Below are 17,492 nucleotides of genomic sequence, written 5' to 3'. Positions count from 1 at the left end.
GCGGATCGGCATACTCGCCGACCTTTCAGATAGGTCTCGACGGGCGCACGTTCATCCCAACGACCGGAGCAGATCCGGCGCTTCATGGGCGGAGACAACCACAATGCGCTTCATCACCATTCTTGCGGCCGGCGTCGGTCTGGCAGCCATGTCCAGCGGCATTGCCTCGGCGCAGACTGCGCCGCAGGCTCCTTCGGCGGCCGCCGACCAGGCCTCGTCGATCGACGACATCATCGTCACGGCCCGCAAACGCTCCGAGCGCCTGATCGACGTGCCTGTCGCCGTCACCGCGGTCACGGCCGAGACGCTTGAGAACCGCCAGTTTACTTCGGTTCGCGATATCGCGGCGATCACGCCAGGCCTGAACATCAACTCCGATGCCGCCGGACGCGCCTTCATCTCGATCCGGGGCATCGGTACGACCCTGCTGGACACGGTTCAGCCCGGCGTCGGCATCTTCGTGGACGGCGTCTACCAGCAGAACACGTCTTACCTGAACAGCCCGACCCTGGCCGTCGAACAGATCGAGGTCCTGCGCGGGCCGCAGTCGACCCTGTTCGGCCAGAACACGCTCGGTGGCGCGATCAACGTCACGACCAAGCAGCCGACGGACGTGCTGGAAGGCAGGCTGACGGCGACCTATGCCGGGCCGGACAACTACTACATCGTCGGCGCCACCGTGGCCGGACCGATCGTTCCGGGCGTGCTGGCCGGCCGCCTTTCGATCGGCACCCAGAACCGGGACGGCTTCATCAAGAACAGCCTCCTCGGCTTCGACGACGCCAATCGGCTGGAGCAGAACACGATCCGCGGCGCGCTGCGGTGGCAGGCCGGGCCCGCAGTCGTCAGCCTGAATGCCTACTATGACGAGGTGAACGGCACCAATCCGCTGTATGCCGTCACTACCGGACCGACTGTCTATGTGGACGACGCCCGCACCAATTTCCGCAGTGTCGCCAACTACCAGTACAGCGGTGTCAACGGTCGTCTGCAGATGCCGCTGAGCGAGCAGCACGACCTGACCGTCATCGCTTCCTACGACAAGCGTGACGCCGACAGCGACAGCGACGGCGACTTCCAGTCGATCAACCTGTTCCGCTCGACGGGCGAGAATACCCTCGAGACCCGGAGCCTCGAGGCCCGGATCGACAGCCGCTGGAGCGAGAACCTGACTTCGCTGGTCGGCGTGTTCCGGTCGAACCAGACCCTGGACCAGACTTCGGCGACCCTGGTGGTGCCGGCGAGCCTCACCGTGCCGGCCTTCGCCAGATCCGACGCGGACATCTGGGCCGTCTTCGGCACCGCCTTCTGGAATATCCAGCCTGACCTCGAGCTGACTATTGGCCTGCGCTACGATCACCAGCAGATCGATTTCGAGAGCGCCCGAAACTCAAGTTATGAGGCCGACGAGGTCCAGCCCCGGATAGCGTTGCGTAAGCGGATCGATGACAACCGCATGGTCTACGCGTCTATCGCGCGCGGTTTCCGCGGCGGCGGCACCAACGGCCCGGGGGCGCCGAACCTGACCTATGACGGCGACTCGGTCTGGACTTACGAGATCGGGACCAAGATGAGCACCGACGACCGCCGGGTCTCCTTGCAGGGTGCGGTCTTCTACAACGACTACAAGGACATTATCGCCGCCAACAGCCTGGCACCCTCGACCACCGGGGCGGGCATCGTCGGCATCAACCTGAACACCGGCGATGCGCGCTCCTACGGCGTAGAGGCCGAAATCACCGCCGAGATGACCGACGCCTGGACGATCCGCGCCAGCGGCCTGCTGCAGAACGCCCGGATCACCGACGATACACGCTATCGCCAGACGACCGGCCGCCTGCTGCCGACCGACCGCATCCCGTTCCAGCCCGCCTGGACCATGAGCCTTCAGAGCGATTACGTCGTGCCGCTCGGTCGCGGTGACCTGACCTTCTCGGGCGGCATCGTGGGCAAGGGCGAACGGATCGGCGCGGGCCTGTCCAACACCTTCGCGCCTGAACTGGACAGCTACTTCCTGGCCAACGCCACGATTTCCTACCGGGTGGACAGTTTGGAGTTTGCGGTCTTCTCCAATAACCTGTTCGACGAGGAGTACTACGAATCCTACATCGACAGCTCCACCTTGACTGCCGCCGGCCTGCCGGCGCTGGGAAGCCTGGGTCAGATTGGTGACGGTCGGCGCGTCGGAGTGCGCGTGGGGTACAGCTTCTAAGTCAGCCTGAGTTGGATCGACCGTGAACGCCCTGCCTCTTTCCCTGGAGCCGAGCCGACTCCCCGATGGCTTCATTGAAAGCCTTCGGGGGGTGTTCGGTGATCGCCTTCACCTCGGCGAGGCGATGCGGGCCCAGCACGGAGCCAGCGAGGCGCATTTCGACACAGTCCTGCCCGACGCGGTCGTCTTCGCCCTGTCGACCGAGGACGTGGTGGCGGCGGTCAAGCTGTGCGGAAAGGCTGGCGTGCCGATCATCGCCTACGGTGCCGGCACGTCAATCGAGGGCAATACCACCCCGGTCAACGGCGGTCTGACCATCGACCTGTCCCGGATGGACCAGATCGTCCAGGTGAACGCCGAGGACTTCGACGTCACGGTCCAGGCGGGGGTCCGGCGCGAGCATCTGAACGAACATTTGCGCGATGTCGGCCTGTTCTTCCCCATCGATCCAGGGGCCAACGCCACCATCGGCGGCATGGCCTCGACCCGGGCCTCGGGCACCAATGCCGTGCGCTATGGCACCATGCGTGAGGCGGTGCTGTCGCTTCGGGTCGTCACGGCGGACGGACGCGACATCCGCACGTCCCGACGGGCAAGGAAGTCTGCGGCGGGTTATGACCTGACGCGGCTGTTCGTCGGCTCGGAAGGCACGCTGGGCATCATCACCGAGGTCACCCTGCGCCTTCACGGCATTCCGGAATCGATCCTTTCGGCCGTGTGCAGTTTCGAGACCCTGGCCGGTGCCGTCGATACGGTGGTTCAGTCCATCCAGCTGGGCGTTCCGCTGGCACGGGTCGAAATTCTGGACGACGTTCAGATGCGGGCGGTCAACGCCTGGTCAAAGCTCGACTATCCGGAGAAGACGACGCTCTTTTTCGAGTTCCATGGCTCGGAGCGCTTCGTTCAGGAACAGGTCGAGACGGTCTCGGCCCTGGCATCGGCCAACGGCGGTGGTGCATTCCAGTGGTCCAGCCTGCCTGAGGAACGTGCCAAGCTGTGGAAAGCGCGGCACGAGGCCTACTATGCCGCCATTGGCCTGCGCAAAGGTTGCGTCGGTTGGCCCACCGACGTCTGCGTTCCGATCAGCCGTCTGGCGGAATGCATCACCCAGACGAAACAGGATCTGGAGGGTGCCTCCATTCCCGGCCCGATCCTGGGCCACGTTGGTGATGGCAATTTCCACGTCGTCTTCGTCATCGACCCGAACAAGCCGGAAGAGGCCGCCGAGGCCGAGGCCTTGAACCGACGCATGGTCCAGCGGGCGCTCGACATGGACGGCACCTGTACCGGAGAGCACGGGATCGGACTGGGCAAGCAGGATTGGCTGGTGGCCGAGCTGGGCGAGGCGGTCGATCTCATGCGCACCATAAAGCGGGCGATGGATCCGCAGAACCTGCTGAATCCCGGTAAGATTTTCAGCCTCTGAGCGCCCGAGGCAGAACCTATCTGATAGCTCTTGCCAAAGCTGTCAGATAGCTCCATCGTCACCCCTCAGCCTCCGTCAGAGAGGCGGGAGGAGCCCATGATCACTTCGAACCCCGCGCCCGTCGCGCGTCGCTGCCTGGTCGTTTCGCCCGAGTTCACCGTCTTCACCGGGCGAGGTCCCTTCGAGGAGGCTTCGATCCCGCCGGATCCGGTCGTCGTCGCCTTCGACCTCGGATCCATCGATGCTCCGGCGACCTTGAGCCTCGTGGGATCGGGGCGAGCGGAGGAACTGGCGTCCGAGGATACAGGCGTTACGCGGATTGTGCTCTTCATCTCGCCTTCGGGTCTGGCCCGCATCGGTGCCGACACTCTTCCGCAGGCCGACGAACGCCTGGATTTCCACCTGCCGAGTTCCTTGCGCGCCATCGCGCTGGCGCTTCGGGAATGCGACCGCGACACTGAAGCGGGCGACATCTATCGAACCGCCAAGGCGCTCGAGCTTCTTTGCGACACCTGGGCTGCGCTGGACGGGGGCGAGCTGGTTCCCGCCGCCGGAGACAGCGACCTGTCGCAGGCCGACAGTCGTCGTCTGCTGGAGGCGCGCCGGCTGATCGACGAACAGTGGGGCCAGAAGCTCTCGCTGCATGGCATCGCCGCCCGCTGCGGCATGAACCGCGAGAAGCTGACGCGCGGCTTCCGAAAGATGTTCGCCTGCAGCGTCGCCGAGGCCCTGGCCGAGCGACGGCTTTCCGAGGCCAGCCGGATGCTGGTCACCACCGACCTGCCCATCTCCTCTATCGGCTACGAGAACGGCTATCTGAACAACGCCAGCTTCGCCCGTGCCTTCGGGCGTCGGTTCGGCCTTTCGCCGTCCGATTACCGGGCCGCCCGGATCGCCGCCTGATGAGCGGACTGACCATGAGCGGGCGCTCCGGCGTTGAGGGCGGATCGCTGGTCCAGCGCGCCATTGACGCCGTCCGCGCCCATATCCGGGCCGAGGGGTTGCGCGTTGGCGACAGCCTGCCCGGCGAAGGCCATTTCGCCGGCCAACTGGGGGTCAGCCGGGCGGTCATGCGCGAGGCGTTCGGCGTTCTTGCGGCGCTGCGCCTGCTCGACGTGGGCAACGGCCGCAAACCCCGCGTCAGCGCCATCGACGGTGCCGTGATCGCGAGTTCGCTGGATCACGCCGTGTCTACAGCCCAGATTTCCGTCGCTGACGTCTGGGACGTGCGCCGCACGATCGAGATCCGCACCGCTGCCCTCGCTGCCCAGAACCGGACCGACGCCGAGGCCCGGGCAATCGTCGACCTGGCTGAAGCGATGGACCGTGATCACGACGACATGGACAAGGTCGCCGCCCATGACATCGCCTTTCACGATGCCATCGCCCGCGCCGGCAAGAATGCCCTGTTCGTCCAGATCGTCGCCTCGTTCGCACCGCTGATGCACGAGGCCGTGCCCGCGGCCTGGAAGACCCGCGAGGGCCCCGAGGACCGCGCTGCGACGCTGATGCGTCATCGCACCCTGGCCCGCGCCATCATGGATCGCGACGCCGATGCCGCCGTCCAGGCGATGGACGCCCATTTCGACGCCTCGATCGGGGACATCCTGCGTGGCCTCGCAAACCCGGAGCAGGGCCATGTCTGATTCAACCGCGATCGAGGCCACGCTCGGGTCACAGCCGGGGCCTGTTGTGCCCCGTTCGCGTGGGCTCGGCCTGACCCTGACGATTCTGGCGTTGAGCATCGGTGCCGGGTGCGCGGTCCAGGCGGCGTTCGGTCCGGTGCAGGAGTTCGCCCGCACCGACCTGAACCTGTCAGATATGCAGATGGGTCTGGTGCAGGGCATGGCAACCGCGATCCCCGCTGCCCTGCTGTCCATTCCGATCGGATGGATGGCCGATCACAGCAACCGGGTCCGCATCATGCTGGTCCTGGCGGTGCTGTGGAGCGTGGGCGCCGCCGCCAGTGCCTTCGCTACGTCGTTCGAAATGCTGTTCGCCGCCCGCATGCTGTCGGCCCTGGGGCTTACGGTCGTGCTACCCGTCGCCATCTCCATCGCCGCCGACCTCTGCCCACCGGACAAGCGGGGGCGGTCGCTGCTGCTCCTCTCCATGGGCAAGGTGGTCGGCATCGCCCTGGCCTTCGCCGTGGGCGGTACCCTGTTCGGAATCCTGTCGGCGCGAACCGAGCCATTGTTCGGAATGGCCGCATGGCGCGTGACCCAATTGATCTTCGCGGGTGGCAGCGCCCTGCTGGTCCTGCCGCTGCTGATGCTGCGCGAACCCGTCCGACAGGAGGTGGAGAAGGCGGCCGTGGGCTTCCAGGCCTCCATGCAGGCGCTGTGGGACCGGCGCGGCCTTCTGGCACCGCTGTTTGTGGGGCAGATCGCTGTCATCATGGCCGACGCCTCGGCCGGCATCTGGGCCACGCCCGTCCTTATGCGGACCTATGGACTGCAGCCCGCCGAGTTCGGCGGCTGGATGGGGCTGGTGTTGCTGGGTTCGGGCCTGGTCGGCACGATCGCCGGTGGGATCGCAGCGGACGCAGGTCTGAAACGAGGCGGCGGCAGGGGCCTGTTGATCAGTGCGGTGATCGCCTCGGCGATCGGTGTGCCCGCCGCCCTGTTTCCGATCATGCCGGGCGTGCCCGGCTTCGCCCTGCTGCTCACCGCCCTGCTTCTGGCGGGGACGGCCACGGGTCTGATCACGGCCACGGCGATCGCCGTACTGGTTCCCAATCAATTCCGCGCGCTCTGCCTGGGCTCGTTTGTCGTCGTGGGATCGTTCATCGGCTTTGGCGTGGCACCGTCGCTGGTGACGATCATCAGCGAGCGTGTCGGCGGAGAGGGGGCGCTGGCACCGGCGTTGGCGGGGGTCGGACTCGCGTCCAGCCTCCTTTCGCTGATCGCCTTCGCCCTGGCCGCCAGGGCGGCGCCGAAGCAGACGTGACGCCTCCGAGGCTTTGTTGCGCGACGCTGGATCGTCTGCCTGACGGGGTGGCGGGTCTGACCTATGACCCGTCACAGATCACCGCGGGCATCGTCCACCTCGGGCCGGGTGCGTTTCACCGCGCCCACATGGCTCGCTACGTCCACGCCTTGATGAACGATGGTCAGGCGATGGAATGGGGCATCGTCGGCGCGGGCCTGACGCCCTTCGATGCGGGCGTCCGCGATGCGCTCTCTGCACAGGACTGGCTCTATACGCTGGTCGAGCGCGACGACGACGGGGCGACGGCCCAGGTCGTAGGGTCGATCGTCGACATCGTCGCTCCGGAGGGCACCGAGGTCATCCTGGACTGCATCGATGGGGCCGGGGTCCGCATCGTCAGTCTGACTGTCAGCGAGAACGGCTACTGCCTGGATGCCATCACGCGGCGGCTGGACCGGGCCAACCCCCTCATCGTGATGGACCTGGCCCATCCGCAACGCCCCGGGTCCGTCATCGGACTGCTGGTCGAGGCCTACCGACGACGCATGAACGCCGGCCGACCGGCCTTCACCGCGCTGAGCTGCGATAACCTGCCCGGTAACGGCAGCCTGCTCAGGTCTGCAGTGCTGGACTTCGCTGGTCTGGTTGATGCCGAACTGGCCGGCTGGATCGCGGAACACGCGCGATTCCCGGCGACCATGGTGGACCGGATCACGCCCGTGACACGCCCGGACGACGTCGCGGCGATGGCAGGGACCTGGGGGCTGGTGGATGCCTGGCCGATCATCTGCGAGCCCTATTCCCAATGGGTGATAGAGGACGATTTCGCCGACGGTCGGCCGAAATGGGAGGCTGTCGGCGTCCAGTTCACGGCAGACGTGGAGCCGTTCGAGCGCATGAAGCTGCGCCTGCTGAACGCCAGCCATCTGGCGCTGGCTTCACTGGGCTGGCTGCTGGGCTATCGAATGGTCGCTGAGGCGATGCGGGACCCGAGGCTGGCGCGCTACATCCGCGCCTTGATGGAACAGGAACTGTCACCGACCCTGCCTGCGGACCTGCCGGTCGATCTGGCAGCCTATCAGGATCGACTGGTGCAGCGCTTTTCCAACCGCACGCTTCGCGACACCGTCGAACGGATCAATACGGACGCATCGATCAATCTGCTGCTGGACCCGATCCGGGACAGGCTGGCAGCCGGCAGGCCGATCAGACGCCTCTCCCTTGCCGTCGCGGCCTGGATCCATCGCCTCGCCCTGGTCGATGACCATTCCCTGGCCCTTCGTCACCCCCGGGCGGACGAACTGAGATCGCTCGCGAAAGCAGGCGGTGTTGACCAGTCCGAGTTGCTCGCGATGACAGACATCTTCGGAGATCTGACCGCCAATGACGCGTTTCTCGGCCCCGTGACCCGGTGGTTACGCGTTCTGAAAACCACCGAAGCTCCACCGCCGTGCGTCCACGCTGAGCGGGTTGGGGCAGGCCAATGACAACCGCCTCCGCCTGAGCGCCGCCCGTTCGGTGGGGAAATCCTGGTGCGCGCGTGAGGTTCGCGTCTCCCGGCGGTTATCGAGGGAGCGCGTGGCGGTGCTGGCGGTCCAACGTCAACCTGTCTCTGCGGGACCTGAACAGGGGCGGGAGGGGGCGGGTGAAGGTGCCTCGGTCCTGACCTGTGTGCTCTGGCGCGCTCAGCGGACTCCGAGCGCGAGGGCATCGGGCCTGCGGGTGTCGGCTGCACCGAGGAACCGGTCACCGTCGATCATGATCGACTGGGTGCTGCCCATGGTGGCTGAAGGGCTGACTTCGTGGCCGCGGGCCTCCAGCAGACGTTCGATGTCGCGGGAATAGCCGGCTTCGAACTCCAGCGGCCGTCCGGCGGCACCCTGGTTGATCCGGGGGCGCATGGCGGCCTCGGCGACATTGAGATCATGGTCGATGACGTTGACGACCAGCTGGATCATCGTGGGCACGATATAGCTGCCCCCCGGCGTGCCGGTCACCAGCCAGGGCCGGTCGTCACGGCCGAAGACGATCATGGGCGAGATGGTCGACCTGACCCGTTTCCCGGGTGCGGGCTGGTTGGCCGTGACCGTATCGTCGGCACTGCCCCACGAGAAATTGTCGAGGGAGTTGTTGAGCAGAATCCCCGTGCCCGGAGCCGCCACATGGGCTCCGTAGGAGTTGGAAAGGGTGAAGGTGTTGCTGACGACATTCCCCGCGGCATCGGCAACGGAGAAATGGGTCGTGTCACGACTCTCGTGCGGATATGGGTCCCCGACCGGGACATCTCCCTCGCCGAGGACCCGGTCGAGCCGGATCAGACCGGCCCGCTCGCGCGCGAAGCCCTTGCTGGCGAGGCCCATTGAGGGCGTGCGCCACTGGGGCCCACCGCCCAGCAGCCTGCGGTCCGCCGAGACCACTTTCAACGTCTCGGCCAGCAGGTGAAGGCTGTCGACACTGCCCCAGCCCATGTCCCGCAGCGGCCACAGCTCGAGGATGTTCAGGGCCTCGGCAACGCTCACGCCCGAGGCAGTCGGGGGCATGTGGGCGATGCGGTAGCCGCGGTAATCGGACCACAGGGGCTCGCTGATCTCGACGCGATAGTCGGCCATGTCGCGAGCGTCCATGATCCCACCGCCGGCCTCGACCCCGGCGATGATGCGCCGGGCCAGTTCGCCCCGATAGAAGGCGTCGGCACCGCCGGCCTGGACCTGGCGCAGGCTCCAGGCCAGATGGGGCTGTCGAAAGCGTTCGCCGGCCGTATAGGGGGTGCCGTCCGGCTTCAGATAGGCTTCGCGCGCTCCAGGGTCGCGGGCGAGGACGGCGGCCCGTCCCGCGGTGGCTTCGGCCTCGCCGTCGCTCAGTTGGACACCGTCCTCGGCGAGGGCGATGGCGGGGGCGACGAGGTCGGACCATGGCAGGCTGCCGAAACGCTGGTGGGCCTCCCACAGGCCTGCCACCGTCCCGGGCACGGAGGCGTTGCGGAACCCGGCCGGCGTTGTCCGGTCGAACCGGCCATTGTCATCCAGTAGCAGGTCCGGGGTCAGGGCCCGGGGCGCGACACCATAGTAGTCAATGGCCAGATCGACGGCGGGCTGATCGGCAGTCGCCGCCATATGCACCAGCATATAACCCCCGCCGCCGAGGTTGCCGGCGCGGGGCAGGGTCACCGCCTGGGCGAGAGCGACCGCGACCGCCGCGTCGACGGCATTGCCGCCCCGTCGCAGGATGTCGACCCCGACCTCTGACGCCGGGGCGCTCTGGCTGACCACCATGCCGCCGCGCCCGACCACCGGGTGATGTATCTGGTCGTAGCTGACGATATCGCCGCCCGATCCTGCGCCCGGGCGAACGGGGGCGGGGGCTTCCTGTGCGAGCACGGAGGTGGCCGACAGAACGACTGCACACAGCAGGGACAGGGGCTTCAGCAACATCGGAGAGCTCACATATTGACGGCCGGCTGTTTCGCCGGAGGGCCCATCAGGGCAGGCGGGGGGCGAGGGCCTCAGCGAAGAATATCTCGGCCTGTTGGCGGACATCGGCCGTGGCGCGGGCATTGGCCGGCACAGACTGACGGCGGGTGCCCGGGTCGTCGAAACTGTGGGTGGCTCCGCGATAGGAGGTAAAGGTCACGTCATGACCGCGCGCCCGGCTGGCGCCGATCAGGTCGCGGCAGCGATCGTGAGAGACCTCCTCGTCCTCGGTGCCCATGAACACGCGGACCGGCGCGTAGGGGCTGTAGCCGGCACGGTCGAAGCGGTTGTGCAGGCCGCAGGCCGGGTACATGGCGAGGCCCGCGCGGAATCCCAGGCGGCGCATGTCGCCGGGCTTGTCGTCCGCCATCGTCGCGAGGGTCGCGCTGCCGCCGTTGGACCAGCCCATCAGCCCGATCCGGTCATCGTCCACACCCGGCAGGGTGCGCAGGTAGCGCAGGGCACCATAGGCATCGAGCGGGCGCACCGTGACCTCGTTTACCGCATCCGGGCGCTCGCCGTAGCTGCCGCGCTCGAAGCCCCCGGGGTATCCGCGGGGCCCAAAGCCGTCGACGACCAGGGCGTAGTAGCCGCGCGCCGCCCAGTACTGCGCCCAGTAGCGATGCCGCATGGACAGGGTGGTCGCGTCGTAAACGCCGTCGGCCAGGGAGGAATAGGCACCGGCCCGCCCGTGCATGAGGACCACCGCCGGAGCCGGACCCTGAACGCCTTCGGGCGAATAGAGGTAGCCGACGAGCTCGGTGCGTGCGTCGTCCATACTACGGAAGGCCACCCGTTCCGGGAGGGTGGCCGGGGCCGCAGTCTCCGGCGCGGCCGTATCCTGGACGACGGCAGCCGTGACGGTGGTTGCCGGCAGGGACAGCAGGGCCGCGGCAAAGAGGATTGAATGCTTCGTCTTCATGGAAGGCGCTCCAGGATAATCGCTACCCCCTCGCGGCGAGGATCGGCAGCCCCCCTCAGTCCGGTCGGTCCCACGACCACACCGTGCAGGCCCGAATCCTCACCACTGCCGGGGCGCACGGTCACGCCGCGCCGGTCCAGTTCTTCTCGCATACCCGGGGGCAGGCGTGAGGCTTCGCCGTTGAAATTGTCGCCGCGGGCGACGAGGTTTGGAAGGCTGAACGCCTCGAGCAGGGGCAGGTCCCAGGCCAGCAGCCCGACCAGGGCCTTGGCGTTATAGGCCAGGATGGCACTGCCGCCTGGGGAGCCCAGGGCCGCGACCAGCCGACCCTCGCGATCCAGCACGATGACCGGTGACATCGACGAACGGGGACGTTTGCTACCGGCCACGGCATTGGCGGCCGGGCTACCGTCCGGATCGGTCGGACGAAACGAAAAGTCGGTCATCTGGTTGTTGAGGAAGAAGCCGTGGACCATCCGGCCGGAGCCAAAGTAGGACTCGACCGTCGCGGTGACCGAAGCGACGTTTCCGTCGAAATCCACGACCACGAAATGGGTCGTGCCGCGGGGTTCGGCTGTCGCGTCGGGACCAGGTGAAGCAATTCCGTCGGGCTCCCCGTGGGTCGGGGCCGTCCCTGAGGCCCGGCGACCGACCAGGGCCGCCCGGCTGTCCAGATAGGCGGGGTCCAGCAGGCCGGCGACCGGCACATCAACGAAATCGGGATCGCCGAAATAGCGGTCGCGGTCGGCATACATCAGGCGACTGGCCTCGGCGAACTGCACCCAGGCGATGGGGTCGTCGGGACCGCGCTCTGCGATGTCAGTCCGGTCCAGCAGGGCCATCAGCTGCAGCAGGGCCGCGCCGCTGGACGGCGGCGGCGGCACGCAGATGGTGTAGACGCGATAGGGGCCGCAGACGGGATCGACCGCCCGTGCCTCATAGGCAGCCAGATCCGCCGTCGTCAGACTGCCGGCCAGGGGCGACCCGGCCGTTCTCTGGACGATGGCCTCGGCGATCGGTCCACGCTGAAGCGCCTCGGGGCCCTCGACTGCGATCCGGCGCAACACCCCGGCATAGGCGGGGTTCACGAGCCGGTCGCCAACCTGCATGCGGCTGCCGTCAGCTCGTGCGAAATAGCCGAGGACATCCGGGGCGGTCGCCTGGGGAAAGGTGCCGTGGATGTGTTCGGCCAGACGCGGCGTGATCGTGAACCCGGCCTCGGCCACGGCAATCGGTCCGTCGAACAGACGAGCCCAGTCCAGTCGCCCGTGGGCCGCATGGGCCAGCGCAAGGACCGGCACAGCCCCGGGAGCCCCCGTCGCACGCCCGGACAGCATGGCCTGCGCCCGTGACAGCGGGCGACCGGACTCGTCCAGGAACATGTCCGGAGCGGCAGCCGCCGGCGCGGTTTCACGGCCGTCATAGGCGCTGACCGTGCCCGTGGCGGCGTCGAAATACATGATGAAAGCCCCGCCACCGAGGCCCGAGCTCTGGGGTTCGACGAGACCGAGCATCGCTTCAACGGCGACGGCGGCGTCCATTGCGCTGCCGCCTTGCCTGAGGATCCGGAGCCCGGCCTCAACCGCGATCGGATGGGCGGCGCTGACCAGGGCCTGACGGGGCGCGGCCTCGTCCGCCCGGGGCAGGGCCCGCGCCCCTCCGGACAGCGAGAACGCTGCCATGAGGCCGGCGAAAAGGGTGATGGACCCCTTTCTCAGCAGCGGGGTCGGCGCGCTCATTCGACAGGCTTCGCAAGATAGGACGGCACGTCGAGTTCCCCCTCGGACCGCGCAACGACCACGGCGACCGACAGATCACTGGTGCAGTTCGGGATGGTGCGCATCATGTCCAGGGGCCGGTCGAACGGCAGGATGAAACCGACGAGCAGGGCCGTCTGTTCGGCGCTGATGCCGAGGACCGAAAGCACGGCGGCGAGGATGAAAAGCGAGGCCGAGGGAACCGGCGCGGTTCCGATGGCGACCAGGGTCGTCGTCAGGATGACCATAAGATAGTCGACCAGCGTCAGCTGGATGCCGAACACCTGGGCCGCGAACATGGCCAGCAGGGCGACATACAGGGCTGTCCCGTCCATGCTCAGGGTGACACCGATCGGCAGTGTGGTCGAGGCGACGGTCGGGCTGACTCCCAGGTTGGTCTGGGCCACCCGCATCGCGACCGGCAGGGTCGCCGAACTGGACGAGGTGGTGAAGGCGACGACGACGGCATCGGTCACGTCCCGGAAGAAGGGACGCGCGGGCAGGCGGGCCAGCAGGCGGATCAGGCCGCCGTGGACCAGCAGGGTCTGGATGGCGCAACCGATCAGCACGCACAGGGCCAGTTTGAAGACGCTGAGGAAGGCACCTGCGCCGCTGGTGCCGGTCACCCAGGCGATCAGGGCGAACACACCGAAGGGGGCCATCTCCATAACGAAGGAGGTGATCTGCAGCATCACCGCTGAGCCGGCGTCGAACAGCCGGCGGAGCGGCCGGGCGGGCTCGCCGACCACCAGGATGCCGGTGCCGAGCAGCAGGGCGAAGAAGATGACCGCCAGCACGTCGCCCGTGGCCATGGCGGCAATCGGATTCACGGGAATGATGTTCATCAGGGTTTCGCCAAACGACCCGGGCGGCGTGCCCGAGACGATGGGAACCGCCCCGCTGAGATCGACCCCGACGCCGGGCTGCAGGAGAGTGCCGATCAGGAGGCCCAGGCTGCTGGCGATCAACATCAGGCCGAAATAGAGACCGATGGTCTTGGTCCCGATCGCGCCGAGTCGTCGCGGTTCGGCCATGGCGGCCACGCCGGCGACGATGGTGATGAACACCAGCGGCACCACCAGCATGCGGATCAGCCGGATGAAGGCATCACCGAGCCATTTGATGTCGACCGCACGCTCCTGGAGGATCAGGCCGGCGATCACGCCGAGGAAAAGACCCAGCAGAATCCGCTTCCACAGGGCCGTGGCAAACCACAGTCGGGTCAAGCGCGTGAAGGGGCCTCGCCGGGCAGGTTCGGGCGGACGGGGGGCGGCATCGGTCATTCAGTCAAATCTCGCAGGGACGGACGGGCCGACCAGGGCCGGGGCCCGGACGCTGGAGCAGACAGGCGGCACCGGTCACCCCGGTGCCGCCGTCCCGTCAGAAGCGCTTGCGCAGAGTGGCGTAGAACCAGCGTCCGCGGTTCGAATGCAGGCTGCCCAGATAGCCGGCCGACTGATCGGCCAGCGGCGGGTCCTTGCCCTCGATATTGCGAACCCCGACCCGGATGCGCGTGTCGTTCAGCACGCCCGGAATGTCGAAATCGTACTGGGCATAGACATTGTGCGTCAGCCAGTCGTCGACCACCCATTCGGTGCCGTCGGCCAGGGTGGCGCTGGTATCGACCACCTCGCTGACATAGCTGCTGTAAAGGCCGGCACCCCAGTTGCCGTTGCGCCAGGTGACCGTCGAGGTCGCCCGCCATTCCGGCAGTCCGTTTTGAAGCCTGAGGTCATTGGCACCGACAATCCGGACACTGGGATCGATGTCACCGGCAGCCTGGGCGGCCAGCAGAAGCGTCGAATCCTCGCTGGGGTCCTGGAAGAAGGTCAGCAGTTTGGCGGCGTTCAGGCGCCAGCTGAAATCGCCCCAGGGCGTGTCGTCGAGGCTGTAGTAGGCCCCGAAATCGATGCCGTCGACGTCGCGCGGCTGCAGGTTGCGATAGTTGTCGATGACCCGGATCAGGGTACCGACCGGGGCCAGCCCGGTGCCGGCGGCGGCGTCAATCTGGGCCTGTGTCGGGGCGGCGCGGACGACGTTGGGGTTTGAGTCGCCCTGGGTGCGCAGCAGGTAGTCCAGCGTCAGGGCATTGGCGTCGCCGAAGATCCCGATGAGGCTTTCCTGCTGGATGTTCCAGTAGTCCAGGGTCAGGGTCAGGTCGCCCCATTCGGCAGGCAGGAAGCGCGGCTCAACGACCATCCCGACGGTGAAGTTCTCGGACTCTTCCGGCTTGAGCTCCTGGCTGCCGGAGCGCTGGCTGAGGGAACTGACACTGGCGCTACAGGCATTGAAATTGGCGATCCGGCCGGCCCGGAGCTCGACCTCGCAGCGAATCCAGTCGGTGCGGGTGTTTGAACGCTCGACGCCCTCTTCGTAGAGCTGCGGCAGGTTCGGGGCGCGGAATCCTTCGGACCAGGCCGTGCGCACCATCATCCAGGAGGCCGGACGCCAGGCAAGGGCGACCTTCGGCTTGGCGACGGATCCGAAGATCGAATAGTTCTCGGCGCGCGCCGCCAGCTGCAGGTCCAGGGAATGGACCAGCGGGATGTTCATTTCGGCAGAAACCAGCGGAACGGCCAGTTCGACGAAGGCCCCCTGGACGCTGCGCGAGCCGCGTGTGTCCGGCGTCGGGCTGGCCCCCATCACGTCGCTGCCGGTGGTCTGGCCGGCGTTGTTGGTGAAGGTGATGGTGCCGTCGAGGCGATCGTCCCGGTCATCGGAGAAGGTCTCACGACGGAGCTCCAGGCCCGCCGCAATCCCCGCAGGTCCTGCCGGCATGACGAAGAGATCGGGCCGGGAGAGCTTGAAGTCCCACATGGTCATGGTGGTTTCGCTCACCCGCGAGACATCCACCATGAAGCTGTCGATGATGGCCTGGGAGTTGCCGACCTCAGGGCCCCGCGTGGGATCGACCAGGCTGCCACCGATGAAGGGATTGTAGGCATCCGGCGTCGAGCGCGACACCGCATCCTCGAACAGGGTGCTGCTGATCGTGCGCATCGAGTCGTCGGTCTGCGAGGTCGAATAGACCAGGGCCGATTCCCAGTCGAAGCCGTTCCATTCACCGCGAAGGCCGGTCAGGAAACGCGTCGAGAGGCTCTCGACATTGATCCTTTGAGGGCCCGCGTCGAGCACGCGGTAGTCCTGCATGATCAGGGGCGCGCCCTCGGCGGGGAAGGGGGTCGATCCGGTGGTGCCGGTCAACAGTCCGGGCAGACGGTTGGGACTGCCGACCGGGCCGAGCGGGTTCCAGTAGGCGTTCGCGGCCATGATGATCGGAGCGTTCGCGAGTGAGGTCTCCGCCTCGCGCTGGGTGCTGTAGTCCGCATAGTAGACGCCGGCCTCGCCGAAGAACTCCAGGCCGTTGTCGAACTCGTGATTGACGAAGGTGAACAGATTGTAGCGGTCGTTCGCTCCGACCAGGGCCCGCACATCATTGACGTTATAGCGGAGATTGGCGTCCTCAGTGGCGGTCGTGAGGACGGAGTTGTCGAAACAGGTACCGGCCACCGAGCCCGGCGCCACGCAGCCCGGGTTGGTGCTGGGCTGGAGATGGAAGACGCTGCTGGTGGTCAGGGTCTGGCCATTGACCCGGGTCCCCTGGGTTGTCGGACCAAAGGTGCTGGTCAGACGAATGAACTCGCCCCAGGGCGTATCGATCGAACTGTTGTCGAAGTCGGTGTCACCCGCAAAAGGCGTGTCGGCAACCAGCCCGCGGATATCGCTGGTGCGGGAATATTCCCGCTCGCGGGCCCAGAGCTCGCTGCGCGTGCTGTAGTCACCCATGATCGAGATGTTGGTGCGACCATCATTGAAGTCACGGCCGGCCTGAATGCTGAAATCGTACTGGCGCATGCTGGTGCCTTCGGCACCGCCGCCGCCGGCCTCGACGGACAGACCTTCGAAATTAGACCTGAGGACCGTGTTGATCACGCCAGCCACAGCGTCCGTGCCGTAAAGGGCCGCGGCCCCGTCGAGCAGGACCTCGACCCGGCGCACGCCCATCGTCGGGATGGCATTGGTGTTGACCGTGGCCACGGGAACCAGGTTCTCGGTCTGGGTGCCCGGGTGCAGGATCATCCGGCGGCCGTTCAGCAGCATCAGGGTGTTGCCGGTACCGAGACCACGCAGGTTGATCGAAGCCGTATCCCCACGGGCGTCATTGATGCCGCCCACGTCCTGGGACTCGTTGAAGGCGACGTCGGCAGCCTGGGGAATGGCGCGGAACAGTTCATCGCCGTTGGTCGCGGCGACACCGTCCAGGTCTTCCGCATCAAGGACCGTCACGGGGAGCGCGTCATTGACCCGCGCGCCGCGGATCTGCGAGCCGACGACGATGATTTCCTCGAGCTCGGCATTGGCCGTGGCCGGCTGGGTCGTGATGACCCCGGATGCGCTTCTGACGATGCGGACGCTGTCCGGGCTGACGAACTGGGCTTCCAGTCCACTGCCGGCGAGAAGCTGGTTCAGAGCCGCCCGGACACTCATCTGACCGTTTACGGCGGGTCCATTGAGGCCCTCAACGAGATCGGACGGAGCCGCGAGCGAAACCCGTGCCTGGCTGGCCAGGGCCCGGACACCGGACGACAGCCTTTGTGCGGGGATTTCAAAAGTGGCGGTCTGCTCCTGGGCCATGGCCACCGGTGGCAGGCCCGCCGTCAGGGCAGCCGCTCCCACACCCGCCATCGCCAGACGGCGCAAGATCGCCGTACCCATAAGTCTGCGCATTGTTCCCTCCCAAGGACATTTCCTGACTTAGACGTGGAGAACCGCC

11 protein-coding genes are annotated in these 17,492 nt (G+C 66.9%); 6 read left to right on the top strand and 5 right to left on the bottom strand.

From position 1 onward, the window contains the following. The first annotated feature begins 103 nt into the window (after positions 1 to 103). The 6 genes from KB221_11485 to KB221_11460 all read left to right on the top strand — a co-directional run bounded on the left by KB221_11485 (position 104) and on the right by KB221_11460 (position 8,056). A complete protein-coding gene (locus KB221_11485) occupies positions 104 to 2,212 on the top strand; it encodes a TonB-dependent receptor (GenBank protein ID WIY68701.1) in 2,109 nt (702 codons plus the stop codon). A 22-nt stretch (positions 2,213 to 2,234) separates the two neighbouring features. After that, the gene (locus tag KB221_11480; protein WIY68700.1) at positions 2,235 to 3,638 is read left to right on the top strand and encodes an FAD-linked oxidase C-terminal domain-containing protein; all 1,404 of its coding nucleotides are present in this window, start codon (positions 2,235 to 2,237) and stop codon (positions 3,636 to 3,638) included. Between the two features lie 96 nt (positions 3,639 to 3,734). Further along, positions 3,735 to 4,541: an AraC family transcriptional regulator gene (locus tag KB221_11475; GenBank protein WIY68699.1), complete on the top strand. Its 807-nt coding sequence runs from the start codon at positions 3,735 to 3,737 to the stop codon at positions 4,539 to 4,541. Further along, positions 4,541 to 5,284: a FadR/GntR family transcriptional regulator gene (locus KB221_11470; protein ID WIY68698.1), complete on the top strand. Its 744-nt coding sequence runs from the start codon at positions 4,541 to 4,543 to the stop codon at positions 5,282 to 5,284. Before KB221_11475 ends, KB221_11470 begins: the two co-directional genes overlap by 1 nt. Continuing rightward, positions 5,277 to 6,587: an MFS transporter gene (locus KB221_11465; GenBank protein ID WIY68697.1), complete on the top strand. Its 1,311-nt coding sequence runs from the start codon at positions 5,277 to 5,279 to the stop codon at positions 6,585 to 6,587. Before KB221_11470 ends, KB221_11465 begins: the two co-directional genes overlap by 8 nt. Positions 6,588 to 6,634: 47 nt before the next feature. Beyond that, entirely contained in the window at positions 6,635 to 8,056 is a 1,422-nt protein-coding gene (locus tag KB221_11460; protein ID WIY68696.1) for a mannitol dehydrogenase family protein, read from the top strand. 198 nt (positions 8,057 to 8,254) lie between these two features. Here KB221_11460 and ggt read toward each other — a convergent pair whose 3' ends face one another. From ggt to KB221_11435, 5 genes are all read right to left on the bottom strand, one after another. Further along, positions 8,255 to 10,000, bottom strand: coding sequence for a gamma-glutamyltransferase (ggt, locus tag KB221_11455; protein ID WIY68695.1), 1,746 nt, complete (start codon positions 9,998 to 10,000; stop codon positions 8,255 to 8,257). Between the two features lie 46 nt (positions 10,001 to 10,046). Continuing rightward, positions 10,047 to 10,961 carry a dienelactone hydrolase family protein gene (locus tag KB221_11450; GenBank protein ID WIY68694.1) on the bottom strand — a complete coding sequence of 305 codons (915 nt, stop codon included), beginning with the start codon at positions 10,959 to 10,961 and terminating at the stop codon, positions 10,047 to 10,049. Next, positions 10,958 to 12,700 (bottom strand): gamma-glutamyltransferase family protein, encoded by a 1,743-nt coding sequence (locus tag KB221_11445; GenBank protein WIY68693.1) that lies wholly within the window; start codon positions 12,698 to 12,700, stop codon positions 10,958 to 10,960. The genes KB221_11450 and KB221_11445 overlap by 4 nt, the downstream gene beginning before the upstream one ends. Beyond that, positions 12,697 to 14,001 (bottom strand): dicarboxylate/amino acid:cation symporter, encoded by a 1,305-nt coding sequence (locus tag KB221_11440; protein ID WIY68692.1) that lies wholly within the window; start codon positions 13,999 to 14,001, stop codon positions 12,697 to 12,699. The genes KB221_11445 and KB221_11440 overlap by 4 nt, the downstream gene beginning before the upstream one ends. 97 nt (positions 14,002 to 14,098) lie before the next feature. Further along, positions 14,099 to 17,446: a TonB-dependent receptor gene (locus tag KB221_11435; GenBank protein ID WIY68691.1), complete on the bottom strand. Its 3,348-nt coding sequence runs from the start codon at positions 17,444 to 17,446 to the stop codon at positions 14,099 to 14,101. Positions 17,447 to 17,492 lie beyond the last annotated feature (46 nt).

The sequence above is a fragment of the Aquidulcibacter paucihalophilus genome (assembly GCA_030285985.1).
Taxonomy (GTDB): Bacteria; Pseudomonadota; Alphaproteobacteria; order Caulobacterales; family Caulobacteraceae; genus Brevundimonas.
The sequence above is the reverse complement of the archived record's forward strand: the minus strand, read 5'-3'. Positions and strand labels throughout refer to the sequence as shown.

What these genes read in the sequence shown, in the direction of transcription:
- KB221_11485 (WIY68701.1), top strand. Translation starts at nt 104, where the DNA reads ATGCGCTTCATCACCATTCTTGCGGCCGGCGTCGGTCTGGCAGCCATG.
- KB221_11475 (WIY68699.1), top strand. Translation starts at nt 3,735, where the DNA reads ATGATCACTTCGAACCCCGCGCCCGTCGCGCGTCGCTGCCTGGTCGTT.
- KB221_11470 (WIY68698.1), top strand. Translation starts at nt 4,541, where the DNA reads ATGAGCGGACTGACCATGAGCGGGCGCTCCGGCGTTGAGGGCGGATCG.
- KB221_11465 (WIY68697.1), top strand. Translation starts at nt 5,277, where the DNA reads ATGTCTGATTCAACCGCGATCGAGGCCACGCTCGGGTCACAGCCGGGG.
- ggt (WIY68695.1), bottom strand. Translation starts at nt 10,000, where the DNA reads ATGTTGCTGAAGCCCCTGTCCCTGCTGTGTGCAGTCGTTCTGTCGGCC.
- KB221_11450 (WIY68694.1), bottom strand. Translation starts at nt 10,961, where the DNA reads ATGAAGACGAAGCATTCAATCCTCTTTGCCGCGGCCCTGCTGTCCCTG.
- KB221_11445 (WIY68693.1), bottom strand. Translation starts at nt 12,700, where the DNA reads ATGAGCGCGCCGACCCCGCTGCTGAGAAAGGGGTCCATCACCCTTTTC.
- KB221_11440 (WIY68692.1), bottom strand. Translation starts at nt 14,001, where the DNA reads ATGACCGATGCCGCCCCCCGTCCGCCCGAACCTGCCCGGCGAGGCCCC.
- KB221_11435 (WIY68691.1), bottom strand. Translation starts at nt 17,446, where the DNA reads ATGCGCAGACTTATGGGTACGGCGATCTTGCGCCGTCTGGCGATGGCG.